23 protein-coding genes are annotated in these 24,446 nt (G+C 62.2%); 9 read left to right on the forward strand and 14 right to left on the reverse strand.

Annotation, left to right across the window (positions count from 1 at the left end):
• Positions 1-135: 135 nt before the first annotated feature.
• The 5 genes from rplI to CO655_RS07990 all read right to left on the reverse strand — a co-directional run bounded on the left by rplI (position 136) and on the right by CO655_RS07990 (position 3,936).
• Positions 136-714 (reverse strand): 50S ribosomal protein L9, encoded by a 579-nt coding sequence (gene rplI, locus CO655_RS07970; RefSeq protein ID WP_064692468.1) that lies wholly within the window; start codon positions 712-714, stop codon positions 136-138.
• A gap of 21 nt (positions 715-735) precedes the next feature.
• The gene (locus CO655_RS07975; protein WP_097664302.1) at positions 736-1,722 is read right to left on the reverse strand and encodes a DUF2232 domain-containing protein; all 987 of its coding nucleotides are present in this window, start codon (positions 1,720-1,722) and stop codon (positions 736-738) included.
• Positions 1,723-1,870: 148 nt separating this feature from the next.
• Complete coding sequence (rpsR, locus tag CO655_RS07980) at positions 1,871-2,119, reverse strand: 30S ribosomal protein S18 (RefSeq protein ID WP_004680498.1); 249 nt, start codon at positions 2,117-2,119, stop codon at positions 1,871-1,873.
• A 12-nt stretch (positions 2,120-2,131) separates the two neighbouring features.
• Positions 2,132-2,590, reverse strand: a complete 459-nt coding sequence (rpsF, locus tag CO655_RS07985; protein WP_004680499.1) for a 30S ribosomal protein S6 — start codon at positions 2,588-2,590, stop codon at positions 2,132-2,134.
• Positions 2,591-2,892: 302 nt separating this feature from the next.
• Complete coding sequence (locus CO655_RS07990) at positions 2,893-3,936, reverse strand: aldo/keto reductase (RefSeq protein ID WP_097664303.1); 1,044 nt, start codon at positions 3,934-3,936, stop codon at positions 2,893-2,895.
• A 214-nt stretch (positions 3,937-4,150) separates the two neighbouring features.
• Between CO655_RS07990 and fabD the strand changes: the two genes are divergently transcribed.
• The 7 genes from fabD (at position 4,151) to gmk (ending at position 10,664) form a co-directional block, all read left to right on the forward strand.
• A complete protein-coding gene (fabD, locus tag CO655_RS08000) occupies positions 4,151-5,095 on the forward strand; it encodes an ACP S-malonyltransferase (RefSeq protein WP_097664305.1) in 945 nt (314 codons plus the stop codon).
• A 30-nt stretch (positions 5,096-5,125) separates the two neighbouring features.
• Positions 5,126-5,863, forward strand: a complete 738-nt coding sequence (fabG, locus tag CO655_RS08005; RefSeq protein ID WP_097606383.1) for a 3-oxoacyl-[acyl-carrier-protein] reductase — start codon at positions 5,126-5,128, stop codon at positions 5,861-5,863.
• A gap of 286 nt (positions 5,864-6,149) precedes the next feature.
• A complete protein-coding gene (locus tag CO655_RS08010) occupies positions 6,150-6,386 on the forward strand; it encodes an acyl carrier protein (protein WP_003547058.1) in 237 nt (78 codons plus the stop codon).
• A gap of 93 nt (positions 6,387-6,479) precedes the next feature.
• Positions 6,480-7,742, forward strand: coding sequence for a beta-ketoacyl-ACP synthase II (gene fabF / locus CO655_RS08015; RefSeq protein ID WP_097606384.1), 1,263 nt, complete (start codon positions 6,480-6,482; stop codon positions 7,740-7,742).
• A 131-nt stretch (positions 7,743-7,873) separates the two neighbouring features.
• A complete protein-coding gene (mltG, locus tag CO655_RS08020) occupies positions 7,874-9,091 on the forward strand; it encodes an endolytic transglycosylase MltG (protein ID WP_097606515.1) in 1,218 nt (405 codons plus the stop codon).
• Positions 9,092-9,110: 19 nt separating this feature from the next.
• Entirely contained in the window at positions 9,111-9,998 is an 888-nt protein-coding gene (locus tag CO655_RS08025) for a YicC/YloC family endoribonuclease (RefSeq protein ID WP_097606385.1), read from the forward strand.
• Positions 9,999-10,001: 3 nt separating this feature from the next.
• A complete protein-coding gene (gene gmk / locus CO655_RS08030) occupies positions 10,002-10,664 on the forward strand; it encodes a guanylate kinase (RefSeq protein WP_064682104.1) in 663 nt (220 codons plus the stop codon).
• A gap of 42 nt (positions 10,665-10,706) precedes the next feature.
• Here gmk and rsmA read toward each other — a convergent pair whose 3' ends face one another.
• The 7 genes from rsmA to CO655_RS08065 all read right to left on the reverse strand — a co-directional run bounded on the left by rsmA (position 10,707) and on the right by CO655_RS08065 (position 19,167).
• Entirely contained in the window at positions 10,707-11,534 is an 828-nt protein-coding gene (gene rsmA / locus CO655_RS08035; protein ID WP_010030517.1) for a 16S rRNA (adenine(1518)-N(6)/adenine(1519)-N(6))-dimethyltransferase RsmA, read from the reverse strand.
• The gene (pdxA, locus tag CO655_RS08040; protein ID WP_097606386.1) at positions 11,534-12,562 is read right to left on the reverse strand and encodes a 4-hydroxythreonine-4-phosphate dehydrogenase PdxA; all 1,029 of its coding nucleotides are present in this window, start codon (positions 12,560-12,562) and stop codon (positions 11,534-11,536) included. Before pdxA ends, rsmA begins: the two co-directional genes overlap by 1 nt.
• 6 nt (positions 12,563-12,568) lie before the next feature.
• Positions 12,569-13,513: a peptidylprolyl isomerase gene (locus CO655_RS08045; RefSeq protein WP_010028026.1), complete on the reverse strand. Its 945-nt coding sequence runs from the start codon at positions 13,511-13,513 to the stop codon at positions 12,569-12,571.
• 183 nt (positions 13,514-13,696) lie between these two features.
• Positions 13,697-16,027, reverse strand: coding sequence for an LPS-assembly protein LptD (locus CO655_RS08050; protein WP_097606387.1), 2,331 nt, complete (start codon positions 16,025-16,027; stop codon positions 13,697-13,699).
• Positions 16,027-17,115: an LPS export ABC transporter permease LptG gene (lptG, locus tag CO655_RS08055; RefSeq protein WP_097606388.1), complete on the reverse strand. Its 1,089-nt coding sequence runs from the start codon at positions 17,113-17,115 to the stop codon at positions 16,027-16,029. Before lptG ends, CO655_RS08050 begins: the two co-directional genes overlap by 1 nt.
• Complete coding sequence (gene lptF, locus CO655_RS08060) at positions 17,112-18,293, reverse strand: LPS export ABC transporter permease LptF (RefSeq protein ID WP_097606389.1); 1,182 nt, start codon at positions 18,291-18,293, stop codon at positions 17,112-17,114. Before lptF ends, lptG begins: the two co-directional genes overlap by 4 nt.
• A gap of 100 nt (positions 18,294-18,393) precedes the next feature.
• Complete coding sequence (locus CO655_RS08065) at positions 18,394-19,167, reverse strand: phosphatase PAP2 family protein (RefSeq protein ID WP_097606390.1); 774 nt, start codon at positions 19,165-19,167, stop codon at positions 18,394-18,396.
• A 144-nt stretch (positions 19,168-19,311) separates the two neighbouring features.
• Between CO655_RS08065 and CO655_RS08070 the strand changes: the two genes are divergently transcribed.
• Positions 19,312-20,802 carry a leucyl aminopeptidase gene (locus tag CO655_RS08070; protein WP_097664307.1) on the forward strand — a complete coding sequence of 497 codons (1,491 nt, stop codon included), beginning with the start codon at positions 19,312-19,314 and terminating at the stop codon, positions 20,800-20,802.
• Positions 20,802-21,251: a DNA polymerase III subunit chi gene (locus tag CO655_RS08075; protein WP_097664308.1), complete on the forward strand. Its 450-nt coding sequence runs from the start codon at positions 20,802-20,804 to the stop codon at positions 21,249-21,251. The genes CO655_RS08070 and CO655_RS08075 overlap by 1 nt, the downstream gene beginning before the upstream one ends.
• Positions 21,252-21,306: 55 nt before the next feature.
• Here the strand turns inward: CO655_RS08075 and CO655_RS08080 are convergent, their stop codons facing one another.
• Complete coding sequence (locus CO655_RS08080; RefSeq protein WP_097664309.1) at positions 21,307-22,233, reverse strand: Gfo/Idh/MocA family oxidoreductase; 927 nt, start codon at positions 22,231-22,233, stop codon at positions 21,307-21,309.
• A 117-nt stretch (positions 22,234-22,350) separates the two neighbouring features.
• Positions 22,351-24,393 carry a prolyl oligopeptidase family serine peptidase gene (locus CO655_RS08085; RefSeq protein ID WP_097664310.1) on the reverse strand — a complete coding sequence of 681 codons (2,043 nt, stop codon included), beginning with the start codon at positions 24,391-24,393 and terminating at the stop codon, positions 22,351-22,353.
• Positions 24,394-24,446: the final 53 nt, after the last annotated feature.

Here is a 24,446-nt window from a genome sequence, read left to right on the forward strand (position 1 = left end):
TCGGGCACGCAGCAAAAACATCCGGAAATCCCCTGTAAAAGATGATCTCCCCGGTTGTTTCCCATCAAGCGGATGAAACGAAAAAGCCCGGCGCAACGGCCGGGCTTCCCTCACGCGGATCGTGTCCGGCGCGACTTATGCTTCGTCTTCGTCGATGCCGTCGGCTTCCGGATCGAAGAAATCTTCCGGACGCAGCGCGTCTTCGTCGACGCCGTAGATCGCGTCGACCGAGGTGAGTTCTTCGCCCTTGGCCTGGCGCTCAGCCTCTTCGGCGGAACGGGCAACGTTCAGCTCGACATTGATTTCGACTTCGGCATGCAGCTGCAGCTCAACCTTGTGCAGGCCGATCGCCTTGATCGGCGTGTTCAGGTGAACCTGGTTGCGGCCGATGTTGAAGCCTTCGGCGGCGAGAATCTCGACGACGTCACGGGCAGCGACCGAGCCGTAGAGCTGGCCGGTTTCGCCGGCGGAGCGCACGACGATGAACGACTTGCCGTCGAGAACGTCGGCGACCTTCTGGGCTTCCGACTTGCGCTCGAGGTTGCGGGCTTCGAGCGTCGCGCGCTCGGCTTCGAAGCGGGTCTTGTTGGCGGCGTTGGCGCGCAGCGCCTTGCCGAGCGGCAGCAGGTAGTTACGGGCAAAGCCGTCGCGAACCTTTACGGTTTCGCCCATCTGGCCGAGCTTGGAGATGCGTTCGAGAAGGATGACTTCCATTTTCTTTGTCCTTTCTGTGTCTCAGATTTTCGTATCGGGTTGTTTGGGGGCATCGGCATCTTTCGCCGGGGTCAGCGCGATCGCCTTGCGCGTATCGACGAGACCGAGGACGAGGATGAGGAGAGCTGGCAGCATCATGAGCATGGAGGCCAGATAGCAGAGGATGAGGGCCGGCAAACGCCAGTCCTTGCCGCGCGTGCGGAAATGCAGCGAGGCAAAGCCGGAGAGCATGAAGCCGGCGCCGAACGTGCCGATCACGGTTGCGCCGATCAGCGCCGGAACGCCGCCGAAGAAGCAGGCGGCCAGCCCGGCGAGGAAGACGAAGATCGAGTTGCGGTTCATGCGCAGCGACGAGGGAATGTCCTCGCGGGGGCGAAGGCCGCGGCCGGATGCCGCGACGATGCGCACGGCGAAATAATAGGCTGCGAACAGCATCGTCACCCACATGCCGCCCTGCAAAGCCGGCAGCATCAGCAGGATCAGCGATTTGGTCTGCGCGGTTGCGGCCGGATCCGGCATGAATTCCGGCTGCTGCTGCTTGACCGAGGCAATCAGCAGATCGACGATCGGATCGGTGATCTCGGGCCCGTAGCCGATCATCACACCGATGACGATGACGGCGAACGTCACCAGGCCGCAAAGATGCAGCAGGATATCGGAGAGCGGATACCAGGCGAGCAGGTGGTCCGGACCGCCGAGTTCGGATGCGGGGCGGGCGAGATTGGCGAGGTGGCTGAGCCAGCCGGCCGGCAGCAGCGTCACCAGCGTCATGATCAGCGCGAAGGAGGGCGAGATGAAGACCGCGCCGAGTGCGGCTGCAGTCACGACGGCCACAATCGCGGCGACATTGCCCCAGCCGAGCCCGACAAGCAGGATCGGCAGTGCCGAAGCAGTATAGAGGAGCGCACTGAAAAACGACGGCTGCACGCTCGCGCCCAGCACCAGCAGGGCAGCGGTCAAGCCGGCGAGTGCGCCGGTCAGCAGCGTTTTAAAATCCAGTCGTTTCAAGGTCGCTGTCCTGCTTCATCAAGCAGTTAGAGGATGTTGCTGAATCGAATTCAGAAACGTCTCAACATGGGTTTTAACAGTTCCGATCCGCGCCCATCGCGGAAGGGAGGCAACCCCCGGATCAGAAATCCGGGGGTCACATATTCTATTAGGCGACGACGTACGGCAGCAGGCCGAGGAAACGGGCGCGCTTGATCGCCTGGGCGAGTTCGCGCTGCTTCTTCTGGGAAACGGCCGTGATGCGGGACGGAACGATCTTGCCGCGCTCGGAAATGTAGCGCTGCAGCAGACGAACGTCCTTGTAGTCGATCCGCGGTGCGTTTGCGCCGGAGAACGGGCAGGTCTTGCGGCGGCGATGGAACGGGCGGCGGACCGGTGCGGAGGAAGCTTCAGACATTCTTATATCTCCTTATGCACGGTCTTCGCGGGGAGCGCGATCCGGACGCGGGCCACGCTGGAAGTCGCCGTCACGGCGCGGCGGACGGTCACCGAATTCGCGGCGCGGGCCACGGTCGCCGCCTTCACGCGGGCCGCGGTCGTCGCGGTCGCGCTTCTGCAGCATGGCAGACGGGCCTTCTTCGTGCTTTTCGACGGCGATGGTCATGTAGCGAAGAACGTCTTCGCTGATGCGCATCTGGCGTTCCATTTCCTGGATCGCAGCAGCCGGGGCATCAATGTCCATCAGCGCATAGTGCGCCTTACGGTTCTTCTTGATGCGGTAGGTGAGGGACTTGAGGCCCCAGTTCTCGATACGCCCGACCTTACCGCCGTTAGCTTCGATCACGCCCTTGTACTGTTCTACGAGGGCATCGACCTGCTGAGCGGAAATATCCTGCCGGGCAAGGAATACATGTTCATAAAGAGCCATGACAGCTTTGCCTTTCTTGCGTTTGGTTCAACCCGATATTCGGCGGCTAAGCCTCAACGACTGCTCCTGATTGGGCGGACCCAGGCAAGAAAGCGTTTTCCGAGACGGTCGAGAGCGGAGACACGGGAGGCTGGAACGCTTCCGTTCCGAACGATTTCCGAGGAAACCGGCCCTCCGTTCAGCCACCAGCCAGAAGACCGGGTTAACGAACAGCGCGGCTTATACGGATTTTTCGGGGAAAGGCAACCCCAATCGGACATTCGAGCCCGACTGAGGCCAATCGTTAGCGCCGGGTCGGGTGATCAAAGCGTCAGCGGATACTGCCGGTGCACCTTGGCAATCTCCGCCAGCACCTCGTCCGAAAGCGTCAGCTCGGCCGCGCCGAGATCGATTTCCAGCTGTTCCATCGAGGTCGCGCCGATGATGACCGAGGTCATGAAGGGCCTCGATCGGCAGAAGGCGAGCGCCATGACCGCCGGGTCGAGACCATATCGGGCCGCGAGAGCCAGATAGGCCTTGGTCGCCGGCTCCTGCAGCGGCTGCAGACGGCCGCCGATATCGGGATTGATCGAGGCGCGCGACCCCTTCGGCCTGCCGCCATCGACATATTTGCCGGTCAGGATGCCGCCGGCGAGCGGCGAATAGGCGAGCAGCCCGACATCCTCGTGATGCGAGAGCTCGGCGAGATCGAGGTCGAAATGGCGGTAGAGCAGATTGTACTCGTTCTGAACGCTGGCGACGCGCGGCAGGCCATTCTGTTCTGACAGCGTCAGATATTTCTGGATGCCCCAGGTGGTTTCGTTGGAAAGGCCGATCGCCCGGATCTTGCCTTCCTTCACCAGCGCGCCGAGCGTTTCCAGGATGTCGAGCATGTTGGCGACGGCCTTGTCGCGATCCTGGTTGAAGGGGTTGTAGCTCCAGTTCTGCCGGAAGTGGAAATGGCCGCGGTTCGGCCAGTGCACCTGGTAGAGGTCGACATAATCCGTCTTCAGCCGCTTCAGGCTGGCCTCGAGCGCCAGGCGGATATTCCTCGCGTCGGCGCCTTCGCCGCCGCGCAGATAATCGCGGCCGCGGCCGGCGACCTTGGTGGCGAGCACGATTTCCCCGCGCTTGCCGGTCTTTTCGAACCAGCTGCCGATATAGTCTTCGGTCCAGCCCTGTGTCTGCGCCGAAACCGGGGTGGTCGGATAAAGCTCGGCTGTATCGAAGAAATTGACGCCCTTTTCGACGGCGTAATCCATCTGCGCATGCGCGTCGGTTTCGCTGTTCTGCGAACCCCAGGTCATGGTGCCGAGGCAGATTTCTGAAACGGAAATGTCGGTTCGGCCGAGTGAATTGTACTTCATGGGAAAACCTTGGGAGAGAGGGGAAAGCCTCGGGAGGGTCCACGCAAATCTAGGCTCGATTTGGCTGAGCGCAAGAGCAAAAACCTGGCTTTTGCGCCAGGGCGAAAGGCTTTGCGCAGAAGGTGCCGCCACTTGACTCTGCCGGAAAGAATGTCAATTGGAGGCAAAACAGCCTCGAGGGGCGCAATCAGGGGCATCAGCCAGGGATACGAGAATGACCATTGCTTTCACTTTTCCCGGCCAGGGCAGTCAGGCCGTCGGCATGGGCAAGGATCTGGCCGAGAATTTCGCGGAAGCCCGCGCCGTTTTCGAAGAAGTCGACGAGGCGCTCGGTGAAAAGCTCTCGGACGTCATGTTCAACGGTCCGGAGGACACGTTGACCTTGACGGCGAACGCCCAGCCGGCGCTGATGGCCGTCTCGATTGCCGTAGTCCGTGTTCTCCAAGCCAAGGGGCTGGATCTGAAGTCCAAGGTCGCCTTTGTCGCCGGCCACTCGCTCGGCGAATATTCGGCACTTTGCGCCGCCGGCACCTTTTCGCTCGCCGATACGGCGCGGCTGCTGCGCATTCGCGGCAATGCCATGCAGGCCGCCGTCCCGGTCGGCGTCGGCGCCATGGCGGCGATCATCGGGCTGGAACATGCCGATGTCGCAGCCGTCTGCGAAGCGGCCGCCGCCACCGGCGCCTGCCAGATCGCCAACGACAATGGCGGCGGCCAGATCGTTATCTCGGGCGAGAAGGCGGCCGTCGAAAAGGCCGCCGGTCTGGCAACCGACAAGGGCGCCAAACGCGCCATTCTGCTGCCGGTCTCGGCTCCCTTCCATTCCAAGCTGATGGCGCCCGCCGCAGAGGCGATGCGCGCAGCGCTGGCGACGGTCGCCAAGTCCGATCCGCTCGTGCCCCTCATCGCCAATGTCCGCGCCGCCCCGGTGACTGACGCCGACGAGATCGCGAACCTCCTGGTCGAACAGGTGACCGGCCAGGTCCGCTGGCGCGAGACCGTGGAGTGGTTCGCCGGCAATGGCGTGACGACGCTTTATGAACTCGGTTCCGGCAAGGTGCTGACCGGTCTTGCCCGCCGCATCGACAAAACAGTCAACGGCATCTCCGTCGGCGGTCCGGCGGATATCGACGCGGCCGTCGCCGCCCTCATGGCCTGATTGATATCTCCAGATATAAGGAACGTTTCCATGTTCGATCTTTCCGGCCGCAAGGCTCTCGTCACCGGCGCATCGGGCGGTATCGGCGAGGAAATCGCCCGCCTTCTTCATAAGCAGGGCGCCACCGTTGGCCTGCACGGCACCCGCGTCGAGAAGCTGGAAGCGCTGGCGGCCGAGCTTGGCGAGCGCGTCAAGATCTTCCCGGCCAACCTGTCGGACCGCGACGAGGTCAAGGCACTCGGCCAGAAGGCCGAAGCCGAACTCGAAGGCGTCGATATCCTCGTCAACAATGCCGGCATCACCAGGGACGGCCTCTTCGTGCGCATGAGCGACGAGGACTGGGACGCCGTCCTCGAAGTCAATCTGACGTCGACGTTCCGCCTGACGCGCGAGTTGACGCACCCGATGATGCGCCGCCGTTATGGCCGCATCATCAACATCACCTCCGTCGTCGGCGTCACCGGCAATCCGGGGCAGGCCAACTATTGCGCCTCCAAGGCCGGCATGATCGGCTTCACCAAGTCGCTGGCGCAGGAAATCGCCACCCGCAACGTGACCGTCAACTGCGTCGCACCCGGCTTCATCGAAAGCGCCATGACCGGCAAGCTGAACGATAAGCAGAAGGAAGCGATCATGGGAGCGATCCCGATGAAGCGGATGGGCACCGGCGGCGAAGTCGCTTCGGCGGTTGCCTATCTCGCGTCCTCCGAGGCTGCCTACATGACCGGCCAGACGCTGCACGTAAACGGCGGCATGGCGATGATCTGAAACGACAAACCATCGGCGCGGGGATAATTCCGCCAATAGCATGTTGAGCAATCACGAAGCGTTGATTTTCTGGCTTTGCGGCAGACTTAAACCATGTTAAGCGGGCCATGACTGTGAACAGTCGTCCCGAGAAAGCAGACGGACCGGCGGGCTTTTCGCAAGCCTGGGAAATCTCTGAAGCCGGGTAAACGAGTTTGCCGAGGATGTCTGAAAACATCGCAGGCTGAAACAGGGTAGGGGTGCCGCAAGGGCATTCCGATCAGGACATAAGGTCGAGGAAACCGACATGAGCGATATCGCAGAACGCGTAAAGAAAATTGTTATTGATCATCTTGGCGTCGATGCCGACAAGGTCGTCGAGAGCGCCAGCTTTATCGACGATCTGGGCGCCGACTCGCTCGACACGGTCGAACTTGTCATGGCTTTCGAAGAAGAATTCGGCGTTGAAATCCCCGACGACGCTGCCGACTCGATCCTGACGGTCGGCGATGCAGTGAAGTTTATTGAGAAGGCCCAGGCCTGATCCTGTAGATTTGAGAAAGGGCGGGCCTGGAGTCCGCCCTTTTCTTTTCGGCCTATTTCTCCATAGAACATAAGAGACGGGGGAAAGCACGCGATGAGACGTGTCGTCATCACTGGTACCGGCATGGTATCACCCTTGGGATGCGGAACTGAGGTGACGTGGTCGCGGCTGCTCGCCGGCCAGAACGGCGCCCGCCTCGTCACCGAATTCGAGGTCGACGACCTTCCCGCCAAGATCGCCTGCCGCATCCCCCTTGGTAATGCCGCAGACGGCGCCTTCAACCCTGATGAGTGGATGGAGCCGAAGGAGCAGCGCAAGGTCGATCCCTTCATCATCTTCGGCATGGCCGCCGCCGACATGGCGCTTGCCGACGCCAACTGGCATCCCGAGAGCGACGAGGATCAGATCGCCACCGGCGTGCTGATCGGCTCCGGTATCGGCGGCATCGAGGGCATCGTCGAGGCGGGCTACACCCTGCGCGACAAGGGCCCGCGCCGCATCTCCCCCTTCTTCATTCCCGGCCGCCTGATCAATCTGGTTTCCGGCCAGGTGTCGATCCGCCACAAGCTGCGCGGACCCAATCATTCGGTCGTCACCGCCTGCTCGACGGGCGCGCATGCGATCGGCGACGCCGCGCGGCTGATCGCGCTTGGTGATGCCGACGTCATGGTCGCCGGCGGCACGGAATCGCCCGTCAGCCGCATTTCGCTGGCAGGCTTTGCCGCCTGCAAAGCGCTGTCGACCCAGCACAACGACGATCCGCAGAAGGCCTCGCGCCCCTATGACCGCGACCGCGACGGCTTCGTCATGGGCGAAGGCGCCGGCATCGTCGTGCTCGAGGAACTGGAACACGCCAAGGCGCGTGGCGCCAAGATCTATGCCGAAATCGTCGGCTACGGCCTGTCGGGCGACGCCTATCACATCACCGCGCCCTCCGAAGACGGCGAGGGCGCCGGCCGCTGCATGGCGATGGCGCTGAAGCGCGCCGGGCTGACGCCGGCCGATATCGACTACATCAACGCCCACGGCACTTCGACCATGGCCGACACAATCGAACTCGGCGCCGTCGAGCGGCTGGTCGGCAATGCGGCGTCGAAGATCTCCATGTCCTCGACCAAGTCGGCGACCGGACACCTTCTCGGCGCTGCCGGCGCCATCGAGGCGATCTTCGCCACGCTGGCCATCCGTGACAATATCGCGCCGCCGACGCTCAATCTCGACAATCCCGAACGCGAGACGGCGATCGATCTTGTTCCGCACAAGGCTCGCGAGCGAGAAATCAACGTGGCCTTGTCCAATTCGTTCGGATTCGGCGGCACGAACGCATCGCTCGTGCTGCGCCGTTACGCGCAGTAAAAGGGCTTGCCATAGCAGGCGCGCTGGAGTTGAACGACCGGCAACGGCTTCGTTGAACTGCGGCAGAACCTGTTTTTGCCGCATTGCTTCGCGAAATAGCGAAATGAGGGCCAAGTTTTAGAGGATTGCCGGTGAGCGATACGACGAACCAGAGCAACGACAGCCAGGCGCAGAAGGGACCGATCATCCCGAAGTCGCCGAACGAGGCCCTGCGTCCGGAACGTGTTCCGGAGCCGCCGAAGCGCTCCAAAAATGCGCGCAGCCAGATCGTCCTCTTTCTGAACTTCATCATGACGATGGCGGTCCTGGTCTGCGTCGTCGCGGTCATCGCCTTCTATTACGCGACCTCGACCTATCAGAGCCCGGGTCCGCTGCAGACGAACACCAATTTCATCGTCCGCAACGGCGCGGGTCTCGCCGAAATCGCTTCGAACCTCGAGCGCAATGCGATCATCTCCGATGCCCGCATCTTCCGATATCTGACGGCGACACATCTTTCCGCCGGCGAGAGCCTGAAGGCCGGCGAATACGAGATCAAGGCGAAAGCCTCCATGAGCGATATCATGGAGCTGCTGAAATCGGGGAAGTCCATTCTCTATTCGGTTTCCTTCCCCGAAGGCCTGACGGTTCGCCAGATGTTTGACCGCATGCTGCAGGATACGGTGCTGGAAGGCGACCTGCCGGCCGCACTGCCGGCCGAAGGCAGCCTGCGTCCCGACACCTACAAGTTCTCGCGCGGCACCAAGCGTTCGGAAATCATCGAACAGATGGCGGCGGCACAGCAGAAGCTCGTCGATCAGGTCTGGGACAAGCGTGATTCCTCGCTGCCGCTGCGGTCCAAAGAGGAATTCGTCACACTCGCCTCTATCGTCGAGAAGGAGACCGGCGTTCCCGACGAACGTGCCCATGTCGCGTCGGTCTTCCTGAACCGGCTTGGCAAGGGCATGCGCCTGCAGTCCGATCCGACGATCATCTACGGGCTCTTCGGAGGCGAGGGAAAGCCGGCCGACCGGCCGATCTACCAGTCGGACCTGAAGCGGGACACGCCCTATAATACCTATGTCATCAAGGGCCTGCCGCCGACGCCGATCGCCAATCCCGGCAAGGATGCGCTGGAAGCCGTCGCCAACCCTTGGAAAACCCAGGATCTCTATTTCGTCGCCGACGGCACTGGCGGCCACGTTTTCGCCGCGACGCTCGAAGAGCACAATGCCAACGTCAAGCGCTGGCGCAAGCTCGAGGCCGACAAGGGTTCGGATCCGAACATCGCGGTCGACGGCCAGCCGGAAGAGCAGCCGGCCGAGAATGGCGCGACTGTCGCGCCGCCGAAGAAAAAGAAGATCAACTGACGGATTTCGGGAGGCTCGCATGGCTTTGCAGTCCATGACCGGTTTTGCGCGGCGCGAGGGAACGAGCGGCCGCTGGCGCTGGGCATGGGAATTGCGCTCGGTCAACGGCAAGGGCTTCGACCTGCGCCTGCGCCTGCCGCCCGGCCTTGAACGCATGGAGGCGGAGGTCCGCCGCCTTGCCGGCGAAAGTTTCAGCCGCGGTAACCTGCAGGCTTCGCTCTCGGTCACTGCTGATGAGAACCGTTTCGAGGCGGTGCTGAACAGGCAGGCGCTTGCCGCCGTGCTTGCCATGCGCGAGCAACTGGTGGACGTGATCGATCCGGCGCCGCTGAAGCTCGATACGCTGCTTCTGGTGCGCGGCATCGTGGAGTTCCGCGAGGGCGAGGACGGCGAGGCGGCGCTTGCCGCCCGGGATGCCGATATTGCCGCCGGCCTCATGGGCGCGCTTGCCGACCTCCGGGCGATGCGCGAACAGGAAGGGGCGGCGCTCTCCCGCATTCTTCTCGATCACGTCGCAACGATCGAGGGCCTGACACGGACGATCGAGACGGATCCCTCGCGCTCGCCGCAGGAGATCGCCTCCCGGCTCGTGGCACAGGTCGCCTTGCTGATGGACGGCATGGCTGCGCTCGACCGGGACAGACTGCATGCCGAAGCCGCGCTGTTGGCGACCAAGGCGGATCTGCGCGAAGAAATCGACCGCCTGAAGGCGCATGTCGCCGCAGCGCGTGATCTCCTGGTGAAAGGCGGACCTGCCGGACGACGGCTGGACTTCCTTGCACAGGAATTTAACCGCGAATCGAATACCATCTGCTCGAAGTCGAATGCCTCGGCGGTTACCGCTGCCGGCATCGAGTTGAAAGTCGTGATCGACCAGTTCCGCGAGCAGGTCCAGAATTTGGAGTAAGACATGAAACCGGCGAAATCCTCGCCCGTGCAGATCGCCCGCCGCGGTCTGATGCTTGTCATCTCGTCGCCGTCGGGCGCCGGCAAGTCCACCATCGCGCGCACGCTGCTGGAGCAGGATAGGCAAATCGGCCTCTCCGTCAGCGTCACCACGCGCCAGCGCCGCCCGAGCGAAGTCGAGGATGTGCATTACCACTTCAAGAGCGTGCGCGAGTTCGAGCGGCTGCGCGATAGCGACGCGCTGCTGGAATGGGCCGAGGTGCATGGCAATTTCTACGGCACCCCGCGCGAGCCTGTGGAGCAGGCCATGGCCGAGGGCCGCGACATGCTCTTCGACATCGATTGGCAGGGCGCCCAGCAATTGCAGGAGAAGATGTCGGCCGACGTCGTCTCGATCTTCGTGCTGCCGCCGACCATGACGGAACTCCAGTCGCGGCTGCACCGCCGCGCCGAGGATTCCGAGGAGGTCATCCAGACGCGTCTTGCCAACAGCCGCGCCGAGATCGCCCACTGGCGCGAATATGACTACGTCATCGTCAACGACGATCTCAACGCCGCCTTCGACGCCGTCCAGTCGATCGTCAAGGCCGAACGCCTGCGCCGCGACCGCCGCCATGGCATGTTCGATTTCGTCCGTGGATTGCTGGAAGAGACGCCGTCGCTCTAAATTAAAAGCATATCGCAAAGCTCCGCAGCGGTTGAGGGCGCTTTAAAGGCTGTTTGCCAGAAGGCAGAACTCCTCGACGGACAACGTCTCCGCCCGCCGCGCCGGATCGATCCCGGCCTTGACGAGCAGACTCTCGCCGCCGAGTGGCTTCAGGCTCTGGCGCAGCATCTTGCGGCGCTGGCCGAAGGCGGCCTGCGTCACCTTTTCCAGATTGGCAACAGAGCAGGGGATGGGATTTTCCCGGGGCGTCAGATGCACCACCGTCGACGTCACCTTCGGCGGCGGCGTGAAGGCTTGCGGCGACACGTCGAAGGCCATGCGTGCCTCGGTCCGCCAGCCGCAGAGCACGCCGAGACGGCCGTAATGGTCATCGTCCTCACCGGCGACGATACGCTCGCCCACTTCCTTCTGAAACATCAGCGTCAGCGACTGCCAGAACGGCGGCCAGGCCTTGGGCAGCAGCCAGTTGACCAGCAGCTGCGTGCCGACATTATAGGGCAGGTTGGCGATGATCTTGACCGGGCCTTCCGGCGCCAGGGACTCGAAATCCGTCTTCAGCGCATCGCCTTCGATCACCTCCAGCCGGCCCGGATAGTGATCGGCGATCTCGGCGAGCGCCGGCAGGCATCGCGTGTCCCGCTCGATGGCGATCACCTTCCTGGCGCCGAGGGCCAGGATCGCACGCGTCAGCCCGCCTGGGCCTGGGCCGACCTCGATCACGGTCGTTTCTTCGAGCGCCCCTGCCGTGCGGGCGATCTTCTGGGTCAGGTTGAGGTCCAGCAGGAAGTTCTGCCCGAGCGCCTTGCGCGCATCGAGGCCGTGACGCTGAATGACGTCGCGAAGCGGCGGCAGGCCGTCGAGTGCTGCCATCAGCGGCGGCTTTCCCAAGTGCGGCCGAGCTGGAAGGCGAGCTTCAGTGCCGCAACGAGGCTCTGCTCGCGCGCCAGCCCTTTGCCGGCAATGCCGAAAGCGGTGCCGTGATCCGGCGAGGTGCGCACGAAGGGAAGTCCGAGCGTGACATTGACGCTGTCGTCGAAACCGAGCGCCTTGGCGGGGATCAGAGCCTGATCGTGATACATGCAGATGGCGACATCGTATCGCGCCCGCGCCTCGTCATGAAACATCGTATCGGCGGGCAGGGGGCCGATGGCGTCGATGCCCTCGTCGCGCAGGCGCTCGATGGCCGGGCGGATGACATCCTCGTCTTCCCTGCCGATCGTTCCGGTTTCGCCGGCATGCGGATTGAGGCCGGCAACGGCGAGCCGCGGCGCATCGATGCCGAAGCGCTGCCTCAGATCTTCGTGAGCGATCCGGCAGGTTTCCATGACCAATTCGTCCGTCAGCGCCTGCGGCACGTCCCGCAGTGGAATGTGAATGGTGACGGGAATGGCCCTGAGCTTCGGTCCCGATAGCATCATGACAGGGGTCACCGGCCTGCCGGTTGCCCTGGCGGCGAGATCGGCGAGAAATTCGGTATGGCCGGGAAAGCGGAAGCCCGCCTCGTAGAGCACGGCCTTGGCGATCGGATTGGTGACGACTGCGAGCGCCTCGCCGCCGATGACAAGCGATACGGCTTTCTCGATCGCCGCGATCGTGCCTTTCGCCGTTGCCACATGCGGCTCACCGGCCACGACCTCAATACCAACAGGCACGCTCATGACCGGCAGTGCATCGGCAAATATGCCGGTCGCCTCGTCGGTCCTGTCGATCTTACGGATGGAAACCGCCAGGTTGAGCTGGCGGGCTCGCAAGGCCAGGACATCAGGATCGCCGATCAGGAAAAAAGGCGGGAGTCCGAGTTCACGCCGCCGGAGCCAGGCCATCAGAGTGATATCCGGCCCGATGCCGGCGGGATCGCCCTGGCTCAGCGCAAGCGGCCGTGAGAACGGTATAGCCATTGTCGGTCAGCGATAGGCGATCTGCGCCTTCTTGCGCAGTTCATCCAGATATTTCTTGCTGTTCTCGTTTTCCGGCGGACCATTCTTGGCGGCCTTGGACTTGTCGAGATCCTCCTGGCGGAAGACCATTTCAGCGGCCTGGTCGTCGGAAACCTGGCGTTGGCTGCAGATCGCCAGATATTCGACACCCTTGTCGGTGACGCGCGTGCCGGTCGTGTTGCCCTTGGCCTGCTCGACCAGAGGCTTCCAATCCGGCGGGATTTCGGGAGCGAGCATGCGGCCGAGGTCGCGCACGGCGACATCGCGCATCGTTGCGGCAAAGACCTTTGCCTGGTCGCAGCCGGGGAATTTCGAGCGCGACGCCTCGGCCTCGCCCTTGCGCTTGCCGGTGATGGCGGCGCGCTTGGCTTGCGGGATGACGAAGATGATCTGCTGCAGCATATATTCCGTCGTCACCGGCTTCTGCTTGTTGTTCTGCATCATGCGCGAGACGAGATCGTAATTCGACAGCCGCGAGGTCGAGCCGTAACGCGCATTGACGACACGCGGCCAGCTCATCTGCACGGCGATGAAGCCCTTGAAATGGTCGACGCCGACGCCGGCGCGGTCGAGGATCTGCGACATCTGCTCGACGGAAAGCTTGTTGCCGGCCGAAAAGCGCGCGAAAGACGCATCGACGTCCTGCTGCGAAACCGACATACGGACGCGGGCGACCTCCTGCCGCTTGAGCGTTTCGTCGATCAACTGCTCCTTGGCGGTCTTGGCATCGGCCTTCGTATGCTGCAGGCGCAGGAAGGCCTGCCGCTTGGCGACATCGCCGCTGGTGATGGCAGTGCCGTTCACCACGGCCTGCACTTCGCTTGCCGCCAGCGCCGGCCCCGCAAGGCTCGTCAGCAAGGCAAGTGCTGCGCCGGCGAGAAAGGCGGTTATGGCTTTTTTCGCGTCAATCATCTGTTGACCTCCCAATAGCGCCGCGAGACGGTGTTCGCGGCGTTCTTACCACAGTGCGAGACACGCGGAAATCGCTTCCTTCACGGCGCGAATCCCCTATGCCTCAGATATCGGCTGGCGGCAATGTCCTGCACAGGCTTACGGCGAAAGAATGACTTGAGGCCATGTTTACGCCGTCCGCCGCTAGTTGGAGAGGGTATCTGAGCCGATCTTGATGTCGCCGAGCGTGCGGAACGTCAGCCGCGCGCCGATCGTCCAATCGCTTGCCGACTCGTCCTCGGAATCCCTGCTGTCCGTATAGGCGATCGTGAAGATCGTGCATTCGTCCTCATAGGAAAGGCCGAGCGTCCGGCGGCTGATCACATCATTGTTCAGATCCCAGGCGATGCCGCCGAAGATCGACCAGTAATCCTTGAACTTGACTCTGCTGCTCGTCTGGATCTCGTCATTGTCCTCGGCGAAGCCATAGGCCGGCTGGGCGCTGAGATGGGTGTAGGTCACCTGCGTCTGGAAGGTGTCGTTCTGGTAGGCCGTCGTCAGGTCGCCGCGCCGGAACTCGAAATCCTTCTCGTCGAGACGGTAGGAGGCGGCGACGGACACACCGTATGGCGTTTCGACGCCGCCGAGACCGACATAATCGGAGCGGTCGGTTTCGAGGCCCGAATCCGCGCCGACATTGACGAGGTCGTCGGTCGCGAACGAGTTCTGGCCGGCGATCTGGTAAGACTGGCCGAAGATGCCGTGCAGCTTGTAACCGCTGTCGAAAGTCCCGGTATACTGGACGCCGACATTGGCGCGGGTGCCGCCTTCAATACGGTCGTAGCCTGAGAACTTGTCGCGGTCGAAAAGCGACGTGGCATCGAAGACGAAGCTTTGTGCATCCTCGTTCGGCAGCCGGCCGGCGAGTTGCTCGTCGGGGCGGGCATAGATCTGCGCGATCGGCTCGAGGATATGGGTGCTGTTTTCCGTCGTCATCAGAATTGGATAACGCAGCTCCAGCCCGGCGGTGAGCATCGAACGGGTGGCGGAATTGTCGTCAAGGTAATTGCCGGCGTAACCGGTCGGATCGTTCATGTTCAGCGCGAAAGCGTCGCCGCGCGCGGCCAGAAGCGGCGTGATCACCAGGCCGGTCGGCGTAACGTAGGTGCGTTTCCACTGAAGTTCGGCGGTCAGGCGCGACGTCTGGCCCTTCAGGCCGCGGAAGCGGTCGAATCCGTCGACGGTATAGAAGTCGTCATGTGTGCGCGAAATATTCGTCAGGTTGACATCCGCGGACAGTTCGCCGCCTGCGAGCGGCTGAGGGGCTACATAATGATAATCGAGCGCGGGATAGACGATCGCCTGCTGTTTTTCGGCGGTGTTCGTGCGGTCGGCATCCTGGACGTCGAAATAAAACGCCCGCATGTCGAAATAATTCCGTTTGCCGAGCCCGGTCAGGTAGATCTGGTTCGTGCGATCCGTGCCGCTGAGGCCGCGGAGCTTGTACGTCTTCGAGAAATTGTTGTCGCTCTGCATCATGACGTCCCAGCCGAACGTCCAGCGCGGATTGATGCGGAACTCCGCCTTTGACGCCACCATGCCACGCTGATCGGCTTCGGCATCGCTGGTACCGGAGCTGAAATTGCCCGGGCTCGCTTGGTCGATGCCGGCGACACGCAGGATATGCGTGCCGTTTTCGAAGCGCTGACGGAATTCGCCTTCGACGAGGAAGCCCTGGGCCGTGTAGCCGGTTGCGGTGACCGTCGCATCCATGCTCGGCGAGATCACGTAATAATAAGGAATGGAAAGACCGAAGCCGAGATTCTGCGACAGGCTCATCGTCGGGAACAGGAAGCCGGACTTGCGCTTCACCGTATTGTCGGGAACTTCGATGAACGGCACGAAGGCAATTGGGTAACCGAGCAGCTCGAAGCGGGCCCGCTCCAGGCGGATCGTATGGGTCTCGCCGTTCTGGATCACGCGCTTGGCCTTGACCTGCCAGAAGGGCGCACGCTTCGGATCTTCAGCGCAGGGAAGGCAGGCGGTGTAGACGCCCTTGTTGAGAATCATCTTCGTGCCGCCGACACGCTCGCCGCTTTCGGCGACGATACGCGTATTGTCGGAGGTCTCGATGCGCAACGAGTTCAGGAACCCGTCGGCAAAATTGTCGGTCACGTCTAGGTTGTCGGCATAGATGCGGTTGCCGTCCGGGCTGACGAGCTCGACATTGCCGATCGCCATCATCCGGCCGGTCTTCTGATTGTACTCGACCTTCTGCGCGACCATTTTGTAGCCGCCATAGTTGATCTGCACGCCGCCGACCGCCGAGACGATCTCGGCGTCACGGTTATAGACGAGTTCGTTGGCCGAAAGCAGAAGCTTGGCCCCTTCGGGAATCTTATTCTCGATATTTTGCTCAGGCGTGCTGGCCTGGCCGTAGGAGGCCGGGGCGCTGCCGAAATAGGAACATAGAGCCGCACCGACAAGCAGGGCAACCAGTTGTTTACTAAAATACTTGCGGTCGCCTACCGCCACTAGCCGTCCTCCTGATGAAGCAAAATAGTCGCGCCCAAGGCCAGCGCGACGACCACCGGTATCCAGGTCGCCACGAAGGGAGGCACGACTCCACTGCTTCCGAATGCTTTTACAAGCACGGTGATGACATAAAGCATGAAGCCTGACAGGATTCCACCCAGAATCACGGGGCGGGATTGGTTGAACCGGCTAAATTTTAGGGACACTGTTGCAGCAATGAGAGTCATGGCCACCAGCAGCAATGGCTGGGACAACAGAGAGTTGAATTGCGTCTCCAATGCCTTGGTCGAGATGCCGAAGGATTTGGCCGCCGCGATGCGGTTGGAAAGGTCAAAGAAACCAATTGTTTCCGGCGCTGTCAGCCGCTCCTGGACGAAATCCTGTTTCAGATTGGTGCGAAGTTGGACCGAAGCTTTGCGCAGCGGGATTTCCCCAGGCTTACGCTCAACGACACCGTTAAGCTGCCAGTAACCATCTTCCAACTTTGCCGTGGCGGCATCCTGTCTCAGAATGACTCGGCCGCTTGAATCGAAGTGGATCAACACGGCGTCGACCAGCTTGGTGCCGTTCTCCTGGACCGTCTGGGCGCCGATGATGACATCGTCGCGGCCGCTGATCTGGCGCAGCCACGGAATCTGCGGCGCCTTGCGCAGAACCGCGTTTTCGCCGCGCCAGTCGGATTCGACGAGCAGTGCCTGGCGCTGTCCCCAGGCGGCAAGCGGATTAAGCGCCGTCATCGTCAGCAGGCCGAGCGCCAGCGAGCCGGCGATGAAGGGAAACATGAACTGCCAGACCGAGATGCCGGCCGCGCGGGTGACGACGAGCTCATATTTGCGATTGAGCCCGATCAGCACCGTCATGCCGACGAAGAGCGCGATGAAGGGGATTGTCTGCTGCAGGATGAGCGGCAGGCGTACGGCGGTCATCACGATGCCGCCGCCGATGGTGTAACCGGGCAGGCCGGACATGCGGCCCGCTGTCTCGCTGAAATCGAGGAGGAAGGAGATCGCCGACACGCCGATCAGGAACCAGCCCGTCGTCGCCAGGTAGCGGCGAAAGAAATAACGCGACAATGTCCCGAACATCATTGGGCAGCGCCCCCGCCGGACCTGCTGGTCGCGGCAAGCAGTCTTTCCTGCATCCGTCTCCAGGAGGCCGATATCCGCTCCCAGATGAACGAAGGCATGACCAGCCGCTTGTGCATGCTGAGGAAGATGATCGAGACGATGCTGCTGACGATCGGAATGGCGTAGAGAACGACGATATATTCCGGATCGGTGTCGATCTGGTTCGCCGCGTAGAAGGCAGCCCATCGGAACGCGAAGGCATAGGCGAGCGCGCTCACCATCGGATGCAGCCGTGCTTCGCGATGCGACCGCGCATCGCCGGCGATCGCCAGCGAAAACAGGGCAAAGACGACAGGCAGGATCCAGTCCGTCAGCCGCCGATGCAGTTCGGCGCGATAGCTCTGCGGCCGGATCGTAAAGTCTTTGTCGTTCGGATCCGGATTGAACAGGAACCACAGGTCGCGGTCGCTGGCTTTCAGCGTCGCCTGACCGCGGTTCTCCGTCATGTCAGAGAGGTCGAAGGAATAGGAATCGAAATTGATGACCGAGACGTTGCCGTCAGGCGTTTTGCGATGCACCTCGCCGTCATGCATGATCAGCGTCGTGCCCGTATCGTCGACCGCGCCTTCCTTGGCGTAATAGATCAGCTCGTAGGCCGGGTCCCGCTCGTCGGCGACGAACAGGCCTTTCAGCATGCGGCCCGCCAGACGCTTCGAGATCTGCACATAGAGACCCTCGTCGATCTTGCGGAAGGTTTTTTCCTCGATCACCGAGGAGAGAAGATCGGCATAGGTTTCGGCGATCATCTGGCGCGCCACGGTCTTTGCCCGCGGCTCGACGATATTGTCGACGAAGAAGGAAAAGACGCTGATGACGGCGGCAAGCAGCAGGATCGGGCGGACCAGAATGCTGCGCCGTGCCCCGGCCGCGTCGATGACGGTCAGCTCGGAATCGTTGTTCATCGTCGTCAGCGTTTGGGTGATAGCGATGACAAGCGCGAAGGGCAGCACGACAGGAATGATCGACGGCAGGATCATCGTCGCCAGCTTGGCGAACGAGCCGATCGACTGGCCGCTGTCGGTGACGAGGTTGATGCGCTGCAGCACCTGTGTCGTCCAAATGATCGCCAGCACGGGCAGGAGCGCCACGAGAAACATCTGGCCGACGCGCCGCAATATGTATGTCTCGAGTAGTTTCATGCCGGCCCTTGAAAGCACCTGCAGGCCCCAAACGGCTTGCAGGAGAATCCCTCTACGCTCTTTGTCGCGCTTTTGCGACAAGCAGGTGTCAAAAATTCATTCAAATTTCAGAATTTTTTTGGCTCTGTTGCGACTCAGTTAACGCCAGCAGCGCTGCGAAGACGACAAGCGAGGACAGCCATCCGAGCGTCACATCGGAGAGATAATGCGCGCCGAAGGATAGCCGCAAGGCCGGCGTCAGGATCGAGATCGCGGCGATTGGCGGTACCAGCGCGTAGCGCAGCGATTTCGGAACGAAGAGCAGCAGGCAGAGCAGCCAGCCGGCGCTCGCCGCCTCGCCGGAGACGAAGGAGCAGTTTGAAACGCATTTGCCGGCAAGCGAACCGGCCTCGACGAAATGCAGGGGGCCGCCGAAAATATCCGTCTGCACCGGCCGCGGCCGGCCCCAATGTTCCTTCAGGATGACATTGACGAGCAGCACCGGCCCGATCAGCAGCGTTCCGAGCGCGACTTTGAGCTTGCGCGCCCGCTCGGCGTTGAAGGTTGCGCCGTGCTGCTGGTAGCATTCGATGAGTTTCCACGCCATCACGATCGCCACGACATAGGGGAGGCGGAAGAAGATGGTGCGCAACAGGTCGAAGTTCCCCGAGTCGCGATAGGGAAAGCCGCCGCAGATGCTTCCGGCAGCGACCGTCGCGTCGCAATCGGTGCTCACGAAAAAAAGCTGGGAAAAATAGATGTCGATCCCGGGGAAGGCGCGGAAGACGATCAGCAGCCCCCACCACGCCCAGAACAACAGCATGAATGCACCGAAAGTCGTCTTCGGCAGGCGGATCACCGGGCCCCGCCATCGATTTTTCGAAAAAACTGTCAACGCGAATATCTACGAAACTGACGAAAACATGTGGGCCTGGACGGCCGCGGGCGACCATAACAAGTGTCGCAAGCCATTGACAGACCCGACAAACGCGAAATTATCCGCCAGGGACGGATTTCAGAGAATCCCAGCGGAGAAGACATGTCAGCAAAGTTTGAAATTTCATTCTCGAAGTCGGCGAAGCTCCATGGCGGGCTGGCGATCCTGTTGAAGACTGCGGAGGCCGACGGCGCCGCAGGCGCTGAAACGGCCGATCCGGCAGGCGTGATCGCCAAGGCTGCGAAGATCGCGCGATTCTCCGGAAAATCCATGGCCGCGCTCGATATCGTCGCCCCGGAAGGTGCGCCGGTCGAACGCATCGTCGTCCTCGGGCTTGGCAAGGCTGCCGAACTCACCGCCCATGACTGGCTGAAGGCCGGCGGTGCTGCGGCATCGAAGATCAAGAATACGGACAAGGCTGCCATCTTCATCGACGTGCCCGGCCTGGCGACGGACGCGCGCGCGGCCGCCGATTTTGCGCTCGGCATGCTGCTGCGGAGCTACAGCTTCGACGCCTATAAGACAAAGAAGAATGACGACGAGGAGAAACCGGCAAAATCCGTCAAGGTGACGATCGTCACCGCCGATGCGACCGGCGCCAAGAAGGCGTTTTCCGATTCCGAAGCGATCGCAGGCGGAGTCAATCTTGCCCGTGACCTTGTCAACGAGCCGCCGAATGCACTTGGCCCGGTCGAATTCGCCGGCAGGGCAAAGGAGCTGGAAAAGCTCGGCGTCGACGTGGAAATCCTGACCGAGAAGGAAATGCGCCGTCTCGGCATGGGCGCCTTGCTCGGCGTCGCCCAGGGTTCCGTGCGCCCGCCGCGTCTCGCGATCATGCAGTGGAAAGGCGGCAAATCCAAGGATCGTCCGATCGCCTTCATCGGCAAGGGCGTCGTCTTCGATACCGGCGGTATTTCGATCAAGCCGGCCGCCGGCATGGAAGACATGAAGGGCGATATGGGCGGCGCCGCAGCCGTAACCGGCCTGATGCATGTGCTCGCCTCCCGCAAGGCGGCCGTCAACGCCGTCGGCATCATCGGCCTGGTCGAGAACATGCCTGATGGCAATGCCCAGCGTCCCGGTGATATCGTCACCTCTATGTCCGGCCAGACGATCGAGGTGATCAATACCGATGCCGAGGGCCGCCTCGTGCTCTGCGACGCGCTCTGGTATTGCAATGATCGCTTCAAGCCGCAGTTCATGATCAATCTCGCCACCCTGACCGGCGCGATCGTCGTGGCGCTCGGCAATGTGCATGCCGGTCTGTTTTCCAATGACGACGAGCTTTCCGGCCAACTGACGGCGGCCGGCCTTTCGACCAACGAGAAACTCTGGCGCATGCCGCTCGGCAAGGATTACGACAAGCTGATCGACAGCAAATTCGCCGACATGAAGAACACCGGCGGCCGCCAGGCCGGCTCGATCACCGCGGCGCATTTCCTCAAGCGTTTCGTGCAGGAGACACCCTGGGCGCATCTCGATATCGCCGGCACGGCGATGGGCTCGCCGCAGGATGAGATCAACCAGTCCTGGGGATCGGGCTTCGGCGTGCGCCTGCTCGACGAGCTCGTTCGCGCCCATTATGAAGCCTGATGACCGACATTCTCTTCTATCATCTGACCGAAACCAGGCTGGAAGACGCGCTTCCGCCGCTCATCGACAAAAGCGTCGAGCGCGGCTGGCGCGTCGCCGTTCAGACGCGTGAGCCGGCGCGGCGCGACGCGCTCGATGCGCATCTTTGGACGTTCCGCGAAGAGAGCTTCCTGCCGCACGGCACCGACCAGGCCGATTTCGCCGAGAACCAGCCGGTGCTTTTGACGGTCACGTCGGACAACGCCAATGCGGCGACGGTGCGTTTCGTCGTCGACGGCGCCGAGCCCCCGCCGGCAGACCCTTATCAGCGCATCGTCTTCATGTTCGATGGTCACGATCAGGAGCAACTGGAAGCAGCGCGCGCGCAATGGAAGAGGCTGAAAGGCGAGGGGCATAACCTCACCTATTGGCAGCAGACGCCGGAAGGACGCTGGGAGAAGAAGGCCTGAGCAGGCCCCTCTAGGTCCTTGCCGTCGGGCTGACAGGCAAGGACCGCCAAGTGGCTCAATCGTGGAAGGCTTCGACGAATTTCCGCTTGCCGAGCATGAAGGCGTCGGCGACATGGCGCAGCGGCGCCAGATCGACATCCGATTTGCCGGCCTTGATGATTTCGGCAAAGCGACGGTAGAGCGAGGGATATTCCTGCTCCGGTTCGGCGAAGGTCAGCGTCCCGTTGATCGAAAGCTTGGCGCCGCCTTCGGCAAGCACCATCTGGCCGGCCGCCGTTTCCGCGACGATGTCCCAGCTCTGCTTGCCGGTCTGGCGCCAGTCGAATTCGGCGCGAACCGGCAGGCCGTCGGCATTGCGGAAATGAATGTCGGCGGCGATCGGCGCATCACGGTTTTCGGGAAATTCGAGCACCGCCTCGGTGATGAAGATCGGCCGCGGCAGGATGTGGGTGACGATCGACAGCGCATTGATGCCGGGATCGAAAACGCCGAGACCGCCGGCCTGCCAGATCCATTCCTGGTTCGGATGCCAGTGGCGGACATCCTCTTTCCAGATCACATGCACGCTTTTGATCGTCGTCGAAGCAAGAAACGCCTTGGCGGCTTCGACCGCCGGCGCATAGCGCGAATGCCAGCTGGCAAACAGCGACGCGCCCTGCTTTGCGGCAAGCGTCTCGAGATCGGCCACTTCGCTCAGCGTCGCGCCGGGCGGCTTTTCCAGGAAGACATGCTTGCCGGCGACGAGCGCCTTATAAGCGGCCTCGTAGCGGTATTGCGGCGGCATGCAGAGCGAAACGGCGTCGATCGAAGGCTCGGCGTCGAGCATCGCCTCGATCGTCGTATAGCTATTGATGCCTTCGACCGTGCCGTGGCGGCTGGCCGTGGCGACGAGTTTGAAATCGGCGTTCTTGGCGATGGAGGGGAGGTGCTGGTCGCGGACGATCTTGCCGACGCCGACGATGGCGAGATTGATGGGAGACATGGTGTTTCGCTCGAACCTGTGAAAAGTATGATTTATTGGGCGTCTTGTAGCAGAAAGAGGAGCGCCGACAAGCTCTCCCTTCATTCTATTGCTTCATCCTACCCCATGATGGCCCGTCTATCTCATGATAGTTTGGCGAAGGAAGCTGTAACCCATCGCCGCGCGAGCAGCGCGCTCTTGCGAATCGCCGTCGCCGCCATGCCCGCCCAGGCCGAATTCATGAAAGAGTGGCTTGTGTCCTTCCTCCTCCAGCCGCGCGGCAAAGCGGCGCGCATGCGAGGGATGCACACGGTCGTCATTGGTGGAGCTTTCGATATAAATCGGCGGATAGGCGATCTCGCTCGCCGGCCTGACATTGTGAAGCGGCGAATAACCGAGCATGAAGTCCCGATCCAGGGGGACCTCCGGATCGCCATATTCGTCCATCCAGGCCTGCCCTGCGCTGAACAGGTGGAAGCGCGTCATATCGAGCACCGGCACCTGGCACCAGATCGCGCCGAAATCGTGCGGATAGCGGGTCAGCATTACGCCGGTCAGCAGGCCGCCATTGCTGCCGCCCTGGCAGGCGATCCGCGACGGCACGGTGTAGCCGCGGGCGACGAGATCGCGGGCGATGGCGACGAAATCGGCAAAGGCCCGGTCTCGCCCCTGCCGTTTGGCGCTGCGATACCAGTCGGGCCCGAATTCACCGCCGCCGCGGATATAAGCCTGTACATAGGCGCCGCCTTGCTCAAGCCAGCGACCGGTCACGCCGGAATAATTCGGCGACAGCGCAACGTCGAAGCCGCCATAGCCGTAGATCAGCACCGGCAGCGCGCCCTTGGTCCACTGTCTCGGCAGGACCAGCCGATAGGCAACCCTCGTTCCGTCTTCGGAAACCGCCTCCAGTAGCTCGGACGACATGCCGGTCGCATCGAAATAGCTCGGCGCCACGGCGGTGAACACCGGCTCGGGCGGCTTGCTGCGATCGGAGAGTTCGAGGCGATAGCAGGTGGGTGGCTGCAGGAAACCCTGACCGACGATGTAGAGCGTGTCGTCGCCGAGATGCAGATCCGCATAGAGCGGCCTGAAATGAGCCGTCTGCATATCCGCCGGCAGCGCGATTTCCCGCTGTTCGGCATCGGGCTTCGTCAGGTCGAGCACCATGAGACGCGGGCGCAGCCGATCGGAGACGATGAACACGCACCACTCGCGCATCAGCATCATCTGCGAGATCGACTGGCCTTCACCAGGTTGAAACAAGATCCGCTCCGGCCCGAGCGGAACTGCCTCAGAGTTCGGATCGAAGCGCTGCAGCACCAGGCTGCCTGTCGCAACGCGCTCGTCGGTCTTTGCCCGCCAGAGGCAGTGATCGTGGTTGAACTGAAAGTCCGCCTCCCTAGGCAGGTCGATACGCCGTTGCCCGCCGTCATCGGCTATCAGGTAGGCGCTGGCGACGCCGATCTCGTGCGCGGCGACGAAGATGTCGATCAAGCCGGCATCCGCCGAGGTGCCCGACAGGGCAGGGTCGATAACGAGATTGAAGCCATAGACGTCTTCGTCGGCGGCTTCGAAGAGGATGGTGGCATCTTCCGGGCGCTGCCCGCGCTTCAATCGCCGACCGACGCGCGGCCATCCCGAGCGGGTCGCCGAAAATCGGTCGATCGAACCGAAATAGCAGATCTCGTCGCGGCTTAGCCAATTGGCATGCGATCGCGCCGCCGGCGTGTCGAAGCCGCCCGTCACGATCTCTTTGTTCTCTGCGTCGAATTCGAGCAGGCGGACAAGGTCCGAGCCGCCGTCCGAAAGCGTGAGCAGCACGCGCGTCGGTTCCCAGGGGCAGGTGACGACGCCGCGCCAGGTCCAGCGCTTGCCTTCGCCGACGCAAAAGGCGTCGAGATCGAAGACCTCCTCCCAATCGGCCTCCGGCAACGGCTGCTGATCGGCCGGCAGGCGCAGCCAGACGCCGAGCGGATTGGCCTTGGACTGGCGGAAATCGAACAGCCACTTGCCGCGGCGCATCGGCACGATCAGCCGGTCCTGCCGCTCGATCAGCGTCTTGATCGCGTCGCGATCCTCAGCGAATTCCGGCGTCCTCAATGCCGCGTCGGACAGCGCGTTATGTTCGTCGATGAACTGGCGGGTGCGCGGATCCTCGTCCGCTTCGAGATGAAGGTTCATGTCTGAGTTGCCGGCCTCCGTTGACGTCTCACAGATCTAGCGCATGATGTCGA

It is taken from the genome of Rhizobium sp. M1, from assembly GCF_002531805.1.
Classification (GTDB): domain Bacteria; phylum Pseudomonadota; class Alphaproteobacteria; order Rhizobiales; family Rhizobiaceae; genus Rhizobium; species Rhizobium etli_C.

Bases quoted from the DNA above. Each gene is read 5' to 3' on its own strand.
- rplI (WP_064692468.1), bottom strand. From the start codon at position 714: ATGGAAGTCATCCTTCTCGAACGCATCTCCAAGCTCGGCCAGATGGGC.
- rpsR (WP_004680498.1), bottom strand. From the start codon at position 2,119: ATGTCTGAAGCTTCCTCCGCACCGGTCCGCCGCCCGTTCCATCGCCGC.
- rpsF (WP_004680499.1), bottom strand. From the start codon at position 2,590: ATGGCTCTTTATGAACATGTATTCCTTGCCCGGCAGGATATTTCCGCT.
- CO655_RS07990 (WP_097664303.1), bottom strand. From the start codon at position 3,936: ATGAAGTACAATTCACTCGGCCGAACCGACATTTCCGTTTCAGAAATC.
- fabD (WP_097664305.1), top strand. From the start codon at position 4,151: ATGACCATTGCTTTCACTTTTCCCGGCCAGGGCAGTCAGGCCGTCGGC.
- fabG (WP_097606383.1), top strand. From the start codon at position 5,126: ATGTTCGATCTTTCCGGCCGCAAGGCTCTCGTCACCGGCGCATCGGGC.
- CO655_RS08010 (WP_003547058.1), top strand. From the start codon at position 6,150: ATGAGCGATATCGCAGAACGCGTAAAGAAAATTGTTATTGATCATCTT.
- fabF (WP_097606384.1), top strand. From the start codon at position 6,480: ATGAGACGTGTCGTCATCACTGGTACCGGCATGGTATCACCCTTGGGA.
- CO655_RS08025 (WP_097606385.1), top strand. From the start codon at position 9,111: ATGGCTTTGCAGTCCATGACCGGTTTTGCGCGGCGCGAGGGAACGAGC.
- gmk (WP_064682104.1), top strand. From the start codon at position 10,002: ATGAAACCGGCGAAATCCTCGCCCGTGCAGATCGCCCGCCGCGGTCTG.
- rsmA (WP_010030517.1), bottom strand. From the start codon at position 11,534: ATGGCAGCACTCGACGGCCTGCCGCCGCTTCGCGACGTCATTCAGCGT.
- pdxA (WP_097606386.1), bottom strand. From the start codon at position 12,562: ATGGCTATACCGTTCTCACGGCCGCTTGCGCTGAGCCAGGGCGATCCC.
- CO655_RS08045 (WP_010028026.1), bottom strand. From the start codon at position 13,513: ATGATTGACGCGAAAAAAGCCATAACCGCCTTTCTCGCCGGCGCAGCA.
- lptG (WP_097606388.1), bottom strand. From the start codon at position 17,115: ATGATGTTCGGGACATTGTCGCGTTATTTCTTTCGCCGCTACCTGGCG.
- lptF (WP_097606389.1), bottom strand. From the start codon at position 18,293: ATGAAACTACTCGAGACATACATATTGCGGCGCGTCGGCCAGATGTTT.
- CO655_RS08070 (WP_097664307.1), top strand. From the start codon at position 19,312: ATGTCAGCAAAGTTTGAAATTTCATTCTCGAAGTCGGCGAAGCTCCAT.
- CO655_RS08075 (WP_097664308.1), top strand. From the start codon at position 20,802: ATGACCGACATTCTCTTCTATCATCTGACCGAAACCAGGCTGGAAGAC.
- CO655_RS08080 (WP_097664309.1), bottom strand. From the start codon at position 22,233: ATGTCTCCCATCAATCTCGCCATCGTCGGCGTCGGCAAGATCGTCCGC.
- CO655_RS08085 (WP_097664310.1), bottom strand. From the start codon at position 24,393: ATGAACCTTCATCTCGAAGCGGACGAGGATCCGCGCACCCGCCAGTTC.